The following is an 11,710-nucleotide window of genomic DNA, read 5'->3' on the forward strand; positions in this document are numbered from 1 at the left end:
GCTCCTCCGGCAAGGCCGAGGGCAAGGAGAAGAGCGACAAGAGGGAGAAGGACGAGGACAAGGGACCCAGGCGAACTTCACGTCGTAGCCGATGCCCGGCTGGAGCACCAGCTGGGCGGCCTCCAGGGACGGGTCGGGCAGCAGACCGGCCGCCGCGTCACCGGCGGTGTGCCGGGTCGAGCCGACCTTGCTCATGTCGGCGGCGCCCTGCGGCAGCGCGCTCACCGAGCCGGGGCCGGTGACCGTACAGGCCGCGGCGGAGACGTTGACGACGCGGAAGGAGCCGGAGACCGCGCCCGTGGAGTCGGGGGCGCCCGCGCTCGCGGAGGCGGGTCCGAGCTGGGCCGCGGTGCACGCCTGAATACCGGCCGCGGCGGTGGAGGAAGGGTCGGTACCGCCCTGGGACGCGCCGGTGGAGGCGCCGGGTCCCTTGTCCTCGTCCTTCTCCCTCTTGTCGCTCTTCTCCTTGCCCTCGGCCTTGCCGGAGGAGCCGCCCGTGGTGCTCTCGCCGCCGTCCTGGCCCTTCCCCTCGCCCGAGCCGCCCTGCGTCTCGGAGGCGTGGCCGATGGCGGAAGGGTTGGCGTCGGAGCCGGTGGCGTTGGAGACGTGCACCAGGGCGGGGATGGCCGTGCCGATGAAGAGCGCGGCGGCGGCCATGCCGACGACGGCCTGCCGCTTGCGGGTCCGCCGCTGGGGCACCGCCTTGCGCAGGTACTCCAGGGTGCCGTCGCGCGGCTCCACCTCCTGCACCACCTGGTGCAGCATCGTGCGCAGGTCCAGCTCGTCCGAGCCGAGCCCGTCCGGGCTCTGGTCGTCGGGGCCGTCGTTCACAGTTCCGTTCCCAGTGTGCGATTGCTTCGGATCTTGCCCGTGCAGCGTTGTCGGCGTCTGCCGCTCGTCGAGGCGCTCGGCGGGTTCGGGGCCTTCGCGCCCGTTGCCGCCGGCGCCGTTGCGCTCACTCATGCCGACGCCTCCATGGCCAGCCGGAGTGCCGCGATACCGCGCGAGCCGTACGCCTTGACCGAGCCCAGCGATATGCCGAGGGTCTCGGCGACCTGTGCCTCGGTCATGTCCGCGAAGTAGCGCAGCACCAGCACCTCGCGCTGGCGGCGCTGCAGCCCCTTCATCGCCTTGATGAGGGAGTCGCGCTCCAACTGGTCGTAGGCGCCTTCCTCGGCGCTGGCCATGTCGGGCATCGGCTTCGACAGCAGCTTCAGGCCGAGTATGCGGCGGCGCAGCGCGGAACGCGAGAGGTTGACGACGGTCTGGCGCAGGTAGGCCAGGGTCTTCTCGGGTTCGCGGACCCGCTTGCGGGCGGAGTGGACACGGATGAATGCCTCCTGGACGACGTCCTCGCAGGAGGCGGTGTCGTCGAGGAGGAGGGCGGCGAGACCCAGCAGCGAGCGGTAGTGCGCTCGGTAGGTCTCGGTGAGGTGGTCGACCGTGGTGCCGGCCACCAGGCCGTCCTCCGCGCCGTCACGCTGGTCGGGTATGCGGGCCGGCCGCGCTGCGGGCACGGGCGCGATCACCGGCATGCCACCGGGCGTACCGGCCATGCGGGGTCGTAGAGCCGCCGGACGGGGCGGTCGAAGGACCGTGCCGCGTGCCGCGCTGAAGTCGAGTACCTCTGCCACGCCTGTTGGACACGCTGACCCCTGTGAGGGTTGTACGTGCCGGGCAACACTTTCATGCCGACCGTCGCCGCCGACGGTCTACCCGCGTCAGGCAGCACAACCGATGGTGCATCAAATGCCCTCATGCGTCCCGCTCTTCCCCTATGTCCAGATGTGAACGGACGTCCCCACGCCCGGTTCCAGGCGTCCCCACGCCTGATGAAGCGCTCCCACGGCCGAAGGGCGACCGCAAAGACGCTCCCCGCCCTCCGCGTGGTTGCGGAGGACGGGGAGGTAAATCCTCTGATGCCGAAGCGCCATGGACAAGTGGTCCGGACCATCGACCGGCTCACATGTCGTACACAGATCCTACAAACCGCCTGTGACATCGGCCGGGGTGTTCTGACGCAGCGAAACTTCACGAAAACCGGTCGGGGACCCCGTCAGCGCAGCTCGGCCGCGACCAGTTCGGCGATCTGCGCGGTGTTGAGCGCGGAACCCTTGCGCAGATTGTCCCCGCACACGAACAGTTCGAGAGCCGTCGGGTCGTCCAGCGCCCGCCGGACCCGCCCGACCCAGGTCGGGTCGGTGCCGACCACGTCGGCGGGGGTGGGGAACTCCCCCGCGGCCGGGTTGTCGAACAGCACGACACCGGGCGCCGTGGCGAGGATCTCGCGGGCCTTGTCGACGGTGACCTCGCCCTCGAAGCGGGCGTGCACGGTCAGGGAGTGCGTAGTGATCACCGGCACCCGGACACAGGTGACGGCCACGGGAAGACGGGGCAGCCCGAGGATCTTGCGGGACTCGTCCCGCACCTTCAGCTCCTCCGACGACCAGCCGTCCTCATGCGCCGTTCCGGCCCACGGCACGACGTTCAGCGCGACGGGCTCCGCGAACGGCCCGGTGTGGTCCCCGACGGCCCGGCGTACGTCGCCGGGGTTGGTCCCCAGCTCCGTGCCGGCGACCAGGGACAGCTGCCGGCGCAGGGTCGCCACGCCTTCGCGCCCGGCGCCGCTGACGGCCTGGTACGAGGAGGCGACCAGCTCGCGCAGCCCGAACTCGGCGTGCAGCGCGCCCAGGGCCACGATCATGGAGAGCGTCGTGCAGCCGGGGTTGGCGATGATCCCGCGCGGGCGCATCCGCACGGCGTGCGGGTTGACCTCGGGCACGACGAGCGGCACGTCCGGGTCCATCCGGAACACACCGGAGTTGTCGACCACCACCGCGCCCTTGGCGGCGGCGACGGGCGCCCACCGCCCGGCGACCTCGTCGGGGACGTCGAACATGGCGACGTCGACCCCGTCGAAGGCCTCCTCGGTGAGCGCGAGGACCTCGGTCTCCTCGCCGCGCACGGTCAGCTTGCGGCCGGCCGAGCGCGGGGAGGCGATCAGCCGGATCTCGCCCCAGACGTCCGCCCGCTGGGACAGGATCCGGAGCATGACCGTGCCGACGGCTCCGGTCGCCCCCACCACGGCAAGCGTCGGACGCCCGGACCGTACGGTCCGGGCGTCCTGTCGGAGATCGGCCATCAGCGGCCGGTGCCCCCGTAGACGACGGCCTCGTCGCTGTCGGAGTCGAGCCCGAACGCGGAGTGCACGGCACGGACGGCCTCGGGCACGTCGTCGGCACGCGTGACGACCGAGATGCGGATCTCGGAGGTCGAGATCAGCTCGATGTTCACGCCCGCGTCGGACAGGGCCGTGAAGAAGTCGGCCGTGACACCCGGGTTGGTCTTCATGCCGGCGCCGACCAGGGAGATCTTGCCGATCTGGTCGTCGTAGCGCAGCGAGTCGAAGCCGATGCCGGCCTTGTTCTTCTCCAGCGCGTCGATGGCCTTGCGGCCCTCGGTCTTCGGCAGCGTGAAGGAGATGTCCGTCAGGCCCGTGGAGGCCGCGGACACGTTCTGCACGACCATGTCGATGTTGATCTCGGCGTCGGCGATCGCGCGGAAGATCGAGGCCGCCTCGCCCGGCTTGTCCGGCACGCCGACGACCGTGACCTTGGCCTCGGAGGTGTCGTGCGCGACACCGGAGATGAGAGCCTGCTCCACCTGCTTGTCCCCTTGCTGTGTCGTGCGAACGACTGGCTCGCTGCTGACCCACGTGCCCTGCAGTCCGCTGAAGCTGGACCGGACGTGGATCGGGATGTTGTACCGGCGGGCGTACTCCACACAGCGGTGGAGCAGCACCTTCGACCCGGACGCCGCCAGTTCGAGCATGTCCTCGAAGGAGATCCAGTCGATCTTCCGGGCCTTCTTCACCACACGCGGGTCGGCGGTGAACACGCCGTCGACGTCGGTGTAGATCTCGCAGACGTCGGCGTCGAGGGCGGCGGCGAGAGCCACCGCCGTGGTGTCGGAGCCGCCGCGGCCGAGCGTGGTGATGTCCTTGGTGTCCTGGCTGACGCCCTGGAAACCGGCCACGATCGCGATGTTGCCCTCGTCCACCGAGGTCTTGATCCGGCCCGGCGTGACGTCGATGATCCGGGCCTTGTTGTGGACCGAGTCGGTGATGACACCCGCCTGGCTGCCGGTGAACGACTGGGCCTCGTGGCCCAGCTTTTTGATCGCCATGGCCAGCAGGGCCATGGAGATCCGCTCTCCGGCGGTCAGCAGCATGTCGAGCTCGCGCCCGGCAGGCATCGGGGATACCTGCTCGGCGAGATCGATCAGCTCGTCCGTCGTGTCGCCCATCGCGGAAACCACGGCAACCACCTGGTTGCCGTTCTGCTTCGCTTCCACGATCCGCTTGGCGACGCGCTTGATGCCCTCGGCATCGGCTACGGAGGAGCCTCCGTACTTCTGCACGACAAGGCCCACGTGCGCTCCTCGCTCAATCCGTCTCTGTCCGCTCATACGCATTCGTACCGCGGTCGGCTCAGTCTAACGAGCGTCCGAAAAACCCCTCCGCGATATCGCATGGTGAGATCTCGGGACCCGTCCAGAGTCGCTCATGCCCATCTGGGCACACGCCACGCGGAAAAGTGCCCGGCGTCACAATCGCACCTGGTCCGGTACGGGTCAGACAACTTTCAAGCACTAGGGTTCGGCTGTGCGCGTACTCCTGGTGGAAGACGATGAACCGGTCGCCGAGTCCCTGCGCCGTGGCCTCACGCGCTACGGCTTCGAGGTCGAGTGGGTCACCACGGGCGAGGCGGCCCTCCGTCACGGGGGCCCCTACGACGTCGTCCTGCTCGATCTCGGCCTGCCCGACACCGACGGCCTCGACGTCTGCAAGGCGCTGCGCGAGCGCGGCGACGTCCCGATCATCGTGATCAGCGCCCGCAGCGACGAGACCGACCGGGTGGTCGGCCTGGAGCTCGGCGCGGACGACTACGTCTCCAAGCCGTTCGGCGTGCGGGAGGTCATCGCGCGGATAAGGGCGGTGATGCGCCGCACGCGGCCCCGCACCGCCGCGGGCACGCCCGACGCCGGGCCCGACCACTACGGCACCCGCCTGACGATCGACCGCAAGGCGGCCCGGGTGCGCCTGGACGGCGAGGAGGTCGCCCTCGCGCCCAAGGAGTACGACCTGCTGGCCTTCCTCACCGAGGAGCCCGGGGCGCTGATGTCGCGTGAGCAGATCATGGAAGCGGTCTGGGACGCGAACTGGTTCGGCCCGACGAAGACGCTGGACGTGCACGTGGCGGCGTTGCGGCGCAAGCTCGCGGGGGCGATCACCATCGAGGCGGTACGCGGGGTCGGCTTCCGGCTGGAGATCGCGAAGGTCACCGGCGGGGACGGCACCAGCTCATGATCCGCCAGCTCGTCCGCAGCTACGTCCTGCTCGTCGCGGTCGCCATCGCGCTGTTCACCGTGCCGGTGGCGTTTACGCTCACGGACCAGCTGCGGGGCGACACCAGGTCGGCCGTCCTGCGCGAGGCCGACGCCATGGCCCTGCTCCTGGGCGACGGCCGCGCCGCCTCCTGCCAGGCGCTGGAGGAGATGGCCAAGGCCTACGACGACGAGATCCAGGTGACCCGCACCGCGAAGTGCCCGGCGGACCTGCCGCGGCCGACGGCGGACGCGGCCCTGACCAGGGCCCTGGAGGAGGGCGGGTCCACGACCGACTGGGGCTCCTCCTTCATCTGGGGCCCCGAACTGGAGATCACGGTGCCGGCCCGCGCGGCCGGCACGGACCGGGTCGTCGGCGCCGTGCGCATCCTGTACTCGACCGACGAGATGACCAGCCGGCTCTGGCAGATCTGGGGCTTCCGGGCGGTTCTCGCCGTGCTCGTCCTCGGGGTGGCCGCCCTGCTCGGCGTCGTGGTGGCCCGTCGCCTCACCCGGCCGCTGCGCCAGCTCAACGACATGGCCAGCAAGTTCAGCGACGGTGATCTGACGGCCCGCTCCCCCGTGACGGGCCCGCCCGAGACCCAGACCCTGGCGCGCACCCTCAACCAGGGCGCCGAACGCCTGGACACCCTCATCGCGGCCCAGCGCATCTTCGTCGCGGACGCCTCCCACCAGCTGCGCACCCCGCTCACGGCGTTGCGGCTGTCCCTGGACAACATCGCGGACGGCGTCGACGACGAGTTCGTCGGGGAGGACGTGGAGCAGGCGACGGCGGAGGTCGTCCGGATGAGCCGGCTGGTCAGCGGGCTGCTGGTGCTGGCCCGGGCCGAGGCGAAGGTGACGGCGGCCGAGCCGCTCCCGCTGATGGACATCGTGCGGGAGCGGCTCGCCGTGTGGAGGCCGGCCGCCGACGAGCGCGGAGTCACCATCGCGCTCAGGGGGAGTACCGACGGCCGGCCGTCTGTGCTGGCCAGTTCCGGTCATCTGGACCAGATGCTGGACAACGTGCTCTCCAACGCCCTGGAGGTCTCGCCCGACGGCGGGACGATCACCGTGCGGGTGGAGCCCCGGGGCGACGTGGTGGGGGTGTCGGTCCTGGACGAGGGGCCGGGCATGTCGGACGCCGAGAAGTCCCGTGCCTTCGACCGCTTCTGGCGCGGCCAGGGCCTGACCGGGAAGTCCGGCTCCGGCCTCGGTCTCGCCGTCGTCAAGCAGCTGGCCACGGACGACGGCGGCACCGTGGCGCTGACGGACGCTCCCGGTCGCGGCCTGTGCGTGACGATCACGCTGCGGGCGTCCCACCGAGGCGGCGGCTGACCCGGCTCAGCCCTGCGGCATCTTCGAGGAGTGGTGGTTCACGATCAGCCACCTGCCGTTCGGCTGCTTCTCGTAGGCGTAGGTGTAGCGGGCCTTGACGGCGCTCTTCTCGCCCGTGTCGTGGTCGGTGAGCTCGAACTCGTACACGCCGGTGTCGATGACGGTGTCGCGGTCGAGGACGTTGACGACGGACTCGACCTTCGTGCCGGCCGGCTCGTTCCGCAGGAAGTGCTCGAAGTAGTCGACGATCCCGGCTCTGTCCGTACGGACCTGGTCGGAGACCGTCGGCAGCAGGACCGCGTCCTTCGCGTACAGGTCGGCGACCTTCTCCGGGTCACCCGTCCGCAGCGCCGCGTTCCACTGCTCGAACAGGCCGAGCACCTGCGTCTCGGTCACCGGCTGGGCGTGCTTGCCGCCCTTGCTCCCGGGATCGGCTCCGGCGACCCCGGCACCGAGGGCGAAGGTGCCGGCGGCCAGGACCGCGGTGGCGGTGACGGCTACGGCTGTACGCCGGCGGGCGGGGCGACGGTTCATGACGTCTCCGGTGGGATCGAGGGGAGTCGGCCTGCCTCCGCGTTCTGTGCGGTGGAAGTGACTCCAGCCTCGCGTCTCGCCGTTCAGGGGCCGTACAACGCGCGTCCAGGGCCCGTACAGGGAACCGCCAAATCACGCTGCGTGACCGTGGGCCGGGCGCTACGGTCTGGGCATGGAGATACTGCGCTACGTGGCGTTCAGCACGGATCCCGAGGGCGGCAACCCCGCCGGAGTGGTGCTCGACGCGAGCGGCGCCGACGACGCGGCGATGCTGGCGACGGCGGCCGAAGTGGGCTATTCCGAGACGGCGTTCGCGGTGGAGGCCTGCGACGGCTCCCTGAACGTCCGGTACTTCAGCCCGCTCGCCGAGGTGCCGTTCTGCGGCCACGCCACGATCGCCACCGCTGTCGCCCACGCGCAGCGGCACGGCACCGGGCGGCTGCTGCTGCGCACCGCGGCGGGCCTGGTCACCGTCACCACGGACCGGGCGGCGGACGGCACCCTCGTGGCGACCCTGGTGAGCGTCGCCCCGCGCACGGTCCCCCTCGATGAGGCCGGCCTCACCGAGCTGCTGACGATCCTCGGCTGGTCCGCCGGGGACCTGGACCCGGCCCTGCCGCCCCGGGTGGCCTTCGCCGGAGCCTGGCACCCGGTCGTCGCCGCCGCGACCCGGGACCGGCTGGCGGACCTGGACTACGACATGGCCCCGCTCACCGCCCTCATGGCCCGAAGGGACTGGACCACGATCGACCTGGTCTGGCGCGAGTCCCCCACCGTCTTCCACGCCCGCAACCCGTTCCCGCCCGGCGGCGTGAGGGAGGACCCGGCGACAGGAGCGGCGGCGGCCGCCTTCGGCGGCTACCTCAGGGAACTCGGACTCGCGCCCACACCCGCGACCCTGACGATCCATCAGGGCGCGGACATGGGCCGCCCGAGCACGATCACGGTGACGGTTCCGGCGGACCCGCACAGCGGAATCGGCGTCACCGGTACGGCCGTTCGGATCTGACCGGCCGGTCGGATCCGACCGGCTACTCGGATCCGACCGGCTACTTCGCCGGACGCAGCCCCAGGGGCTCCGCGATCTCCTCGACCATCACCCGGCCCGCCTCGATCTCCAGCGTGTCGTCGCCCATGCCCTGGTCGGTGTCCAGGCCGTCGAGTTCGGCCAGGGGCTGGTCGAGGCGGACGTGGGCGAGGACCGACTGGAGGGCCCGCAGGCTCGCCGAGGCGGTGGAGCCCCAGTTGGAGAAGTAGGAGAACTGCCACCACCACAGGGCCTCCGTGGTGCGGCCGGCGCGGTAGTGGGCCATGCCGTGGCGGAGGTCGGTGATGACGTCCGTGAGGTCGTCGGAGATGCGGGCCGGGACGGGGGCCTTGCGGGGCTCGTAGGGGTCGAAGACCTCGGAGTAGACGTCGACCGGGTCCAGCAGGCGGGCCAGGTTCTCGCGGAGCTCGTCGACGTCCGGCTCGGGGCCCGAGTCGGGTTCGTAGCGCTCGTCGGGCACGATGTCCTCGTGCGCGCCGAGGCGGCCGCCGGCCAGGAGGAGTTGTGAGACCTCCAGGAGGAGGAAGGGCACGGCCGATTCCGGCTCGTCGCCCTTGGCGACCTCCGTGACGGCGACCAGGAAGCTCTCGATCTGGTCCGCGATCTGGACCGAGAAATCGTCCGGGTTCTGGTCGGTCGCGTGCAGCGTGGCGTCAGACATCTAGGAGTCGTCTCCCCTCGAAGGCGCGTCCGAGGGTGACCTCGTCCGCGTATTCCAGGTCCCCACCCACCGGGAGGCCGCTGGCCAGGCGGGTGACCTTCAGGCCCATGGGCTTGATCATGCGGGCGAGGTACGTCGCCGTCGCCTCGCCTTCGAGATTCGGGTCCGTGGCCAGGATCAGCTCGGTGACCGTCCCGTCCGCCAGGCGGGCCAGGAGCTCTCGGATGCGCAGGTCGTCCGGGCCGACGCCGTCGATCGGGCTGATCGCGCCGCCCAGGACGTGGTAGCGGCCCCGGAACTCACGCGTGCGCTCGATCGCCACGACGTCCTTCGGCTCCTCGACCACGCAGATGACGGCCGGGTCGCGGCGGGTGTCGCGGCAGATGTTGCACAGCTCCTCCTGCGCGATGTTGCCGCAGGTCGCGCAGAAGCGGACCTTCGCCTTGACCTCCATCAGGGCCTGCGCGAGGCGCCGTACGTCCGTCGGCTCGGCCTGCAGGATGTGGAAGGCGATCCGCTGCGCGCTCTTCGGACCGACGCCGGGCAGCCGCCCCAGCTCGTCGATCAGGTCCTGGACCACGCCTTCGTACAACGGACTGCCTTTCCGGGGTCTTCGGGGTCGGTACGCACCGTCCCGTACGTACCGTAGTTGTCCGCCGCCTGTCCGAGGAAGGCGGTGAGCGGGGTCAGAACGGCAGACCGGGGATGCCGCCGCCGCCCAGACCCTGCGCGAGCGGGCCCAGCTTCTGCTGCTGCAGCGTCTGAGCGTTCTCGTTGGCCGCCTGGACCGCCGCCACGACCAGGTCGGCGAGGGTCTCGGTGTCCTCCGGGTCCACCGCCTTCGGATCGATCTTCAGGGCGCGCAGCTCACCGGCGCCGGTGACGGTGGCCGTCACCAGACCGCCGCCCGCCTGCCCGTCGACCTCCGTCTGCGCCAGTTCCTCCTGCGCCTGTGCCAGGTCCTGTTGCATCTTCTGGGCCTGCTGGAGCAGCTGCTGCATATTGGGCTGGCCACCACCGGGGATCACGATCAGCTCCTTGCTCGGTACGGGTTTTCCCGTTCGGCACGAGCCTACGTGGTCGGGGCTGCCGTCGCCCCAGCACTCTTTCGAGTGAGTCCCCCTCGCGCCCTATACCTGATCAAGGAATACTTCCGGGCGGAAAAGAGGCGAAAGCGACGTCTTCGCCACCCATTGGGAGGTAGGAAGGGTCGGGCGCGCTCCGGAAGCGGGCTTTCGTCCATCGCGCAGCGTGATCGGTGAGTGAACCGTACGTGGTCATTCGTGGTCAGTGAGGAGTGCCGGGTGGGTCAGCCGGAGATGCAGCCCGAGGGGCCGCCTCAGGACGGGCGGGGCGAGCAGGCGGCGGCCGGGCTGCGGCCGGGCGATCTGACGGGGCGGGTCCTCCCGCTCGGGGACTGGGGCGAGCCGGCGGTCCGGCTGGACGAGCTGTACCGGTGGGTGGAGCGCGGGGCGCTGCGCACGGCGGCCTGGTACCTCGCGGACCGGGTGTGGAAGCGGCGGTGCGCGCGGATGCTGCGCTGCGGGACCGCGGCCGGGGCGGTCACCGGGGTCGCGCTGCCCCTGCTGGATCTGACCGGGGTCGCGGGCGGAACCGCGCCCTGGGGGTGTCTGGCGCTGCTGGCGGGGGCGGCGTGCATGGCCGTCGACCGGTACTTCGGGGTGACGTCCGGGTGGATGCGGGACGTGGCCACCGCACAGGCCGTGCAGCGGCGACTGCAGGCGCTGCAGTTCGACTGGGCCGCGGAGAGCGTGCGGGAGGTGCTCGGGCCGGCGGAGGGCACGGCCGGCGAGGCCGCCGAGCGGTGCCTCGGGGTGCTGCGCAGGTTCTCCGAGGACATGACGGAACTGGTGCGGGTGGAGACCGCCGACTGGATGGGCGAATTCCGGTCGGGGTGTGCCGCGCCGGTGGCCTTGCAGACGGTGGTGTTCCCGGGGCCCGGCCGCGGGCCCGACGCAGGGGTGAACGGGCGGTTCACGGTGCCGCCGCACGGCGGGACCCGGCCGAACATGCCGCGCCAGCGCCCGCCGGAGCCGCGGTGAGGGGCCTCGAAGCCGCGCGCGTGCCGATCCGGTCCCGCCGAACGGAACGCGCCCGACGTTCGACGACCTGACGGCCGACGGCAGTGTTCACCTCCGGTACGTCAGCCGCTCCCCGCTGCTCGTGTTCACGCGCTGCAGCGTGCCGTCGGGGAGGAGGGCCACCTGGGTGGCCGCGCCCGGGGTGCAGGCGGAGCGGGGCTGTCCGACCTTCACGGTGGTCGGGCCGATGCTCAGCGCGCCGTCGGTGCCGGGCTTCGCGCTCAACCGTCCCTCGAACACGCAGTGGTAGGTGCCGCCGCCCTTGGTCGGGCCGTCGGCCACGAGGGACAGGACCGTGTCGCCCGGTTCGCCCTGCTGGAGGGTGAGCGAACGGCTGTGCTCGCCGTCGGCGTTGTCGATGGTCGTGGTCCAGGTGCCGAGGTACCCGGCCGGGATCGTGCCGTCCGCCGGTGAGGGGGAGGTGTCCGGCCGCGAGGTCGTCGGGGACGGGCCCGGGGTGGTCGGGGACGTGCCCGTGCCCTGCGTGGGGCCGGGGCGGTCGTCGCCCCGGTCGTCGCCGCCGCCCTGCATCAGCGCGTACACCGACCCGCCCGCTGCGAGCGCTACGACCAGGGCGATCACGACGAGCAGGGCGGTGGAACGGCCGTCCCTTCCGCGCTGCGGCTGCGGGGGGCCGTACGG

11 protein-coding genes and 2 pseudogenes are annotated in these 11,710 nt (G+C 71.4%); 4 read left to right on the plus strand and 9 right to left on the minus strand.

Annotation, left to right across the window (positions count from 1 at the left end):
* From C1J00_RS27965 to C1J00_RS27980, 4 genes and pseudogenes are all read right to left on the minus strand, one after another.
* A pseudogene (locus C1J00_RS27965) lies at nt 1-963 on the minus strand (hypothetical protein); the annotation flags it as partial.
* Nucleotides 960-1,535, minus strand: a complete 576-nt coding sequence (locus tag C1J00_RS27970; RefSeq protein WP_102911793.1) for a SigE family RNA polymerase sigma factor — start codon at nt 1,533-1,535, stop codon at nt 960-962. The pseudogene C1J00_RS27965 and the gene C1J00_RS27970, both read right to left, overlap by 4 nt.
* Before the next feature lie 521 nt (nt 1,536-2,056).
* On the minus strand, nt 2,057-3,142 hold the full coding sequence (locus C1J00_RS27975; RefSeq protein WP_102911784.1) for an aspartate-semialdehyde dehydrogenase: 1,086 nt from the start codon (nt 3,140-3,142) through the stop codon (nt 2,057-2,059).
* Nucleotides 3,142-4,431 (minus strand): aspartate kinase, encoded by a 1,290-nt coding sequence (locus C1J00_RS27980; protein WP_102911785.1) that lies wholly within the window; start codon nt 4,429-4,431, stop codon nt 3,142-3,144. Before C1J00_RS27980 ends, C1J00_RS27975 begins: the two co-directional genes overlap by 1 nt.
* 232 nt (nt 4,432-4,663) lie before the next feature.
* Here C1J00_RS27980 and C1J00_RS27985 point away from each other — a divergent pair, with 232 nt between their 5' ends.
* Together C1J00_RS27985 and C1J00_RS27990 are read left to right on the plus strand one after the other, a co-directional pair.
* Complete coding sequence (locus C1J00_RS27985) at nt 4,664-5,368, plus strand: response regulator transcription factor (protein ID WP_102911786.1); 705 nt, start codon at nt 4,664-4,666, stop codon at nt 5,366-5,368.
* Nucleotides 5,365-6,723, plus strand: coding sequence for a sensor histidine kinase (locus C1J00_RS27990; RefSeq protein ID WP_102911787.1), 1,359 nt, complete (start codon nt 5,365-5,367; stop codon nt 6,721-6,723). Before C1J00_RS27985 ends, C1J00_RS27990 begins: the two co-directional genes overlap by 4 nt.
* A 6-nt stretch (nt 6,724-6,729) precedes the next feature.
* Here the strand turns inward: C1J00_RS27990 and C1J00_RS27995 are convergent, their stop codons facing one another.
* On the minus strand, nt 6,730-7,257 hold the full coding sequence (locus C1J00_RS27995; protein WP_102911788.1) for an SgcJ/EcaC family oxidoreductase: 528 nt from the start codon (nt 7,255-7,257) through the stop codon (nt 6,730-6,732).
* A gap of 172 nt (nt 7,258-7,429) precedes the next feature.
* Here C1J00_RS27995 and C1J00_RS28000 point away from each other — a divergent pair, with 172 nt between their 5' ends.
* Nucleotides 7,430-8,266, plus strand: coding sequence for a PhzF family phenazine biosynthesis protein (locus C1J00_RS28000; RefSeq protein WP_102911789.1), 837 nt, complete (start codon nt 7,430-7,432; stop codon nt 8,264-8,266).
* A gap of 40 nt (nt 8,267-8,306) precedes the next feature.
* Here C1J00_RS28000 and C1J00_RS28005 read toward each other — a convergent pair whose 3' ends face one another.
* The 3 genes from C1J00_RS28005 to C1J00_RS28015 all read right to left on the minus strand — a co-directional run bounded on the left by C1J00_RS28005 (nt 8,307) and on the right by C1J00_RS28015 (nt 9,994).
* Complete coding sequence (locus tag C1J00_RS28005) at nt 8,307-8,966, minus strand: DUF5063 domain-containing protein (RefSeq protein WP_102911790.1); 660 nt, start codon at nt 8,964-8,966, stop codon at nt 8,307-8,309.
* Entirely contained in the window at nt 8,959-9,558 is a 600-nt protein-coding gene (gene recR, locus C1J00_RS28010) for a recombination mediator RecR (RefSeq protein ID WP_102911791.1), read from the minus strand. The genes C1J00_RS28005 and recR overlap by 8 nt, the downstream gene beginning before the upstream one ends.
* Before the next feature lie 94 nt (nt 9,559-9,652).
* Complete coding sequence (locus C1J00_RS28015) at nt 9,653-9,994, minus strand: YbaB/EbfC family nucleoid-associated protein (protein WP_078615225.1); 342 nt, start codon at nt 9,992-9,994, stop codon at nt 9,653-9,655.
* A gap of 276 nt (nt 9,995-10,270) precedes the next feature.
* Between C1J00_RS28015 and C1J00_RS28020 the strand changes: the two genes are divergently transcribed.
* Entirely contained in the window at nt 10,271-11,029 is a 759-nt protein-coding gene (locus C1J00_RS28020) for an SLATT domain-containing protein (RefSeq protein ID WP_102911792.1), read from the plus strand.
* Between the two features lie 87 nt (nt 11,030-11,116).
* Here C1J00_RS28020 and C1J00_RS28025 read toward each other — a convergent pair.
* Nucleotides 11,117-11,710 (minus strand): annotated as a pseudogene (locus C1J00_RS28025) (serine/threonine protein kinase); the annotation flags it as partial.

This window comes from Streptomyces cahuitamycinicus, from assembly GCF_002891435.1.
Lineage (GTDB): Bacteria > Actinomycetota > Actinomycetes > Streptomycetales > Streptomycetaceae > Streptomyces > Streptomyces cahuitamycinicus.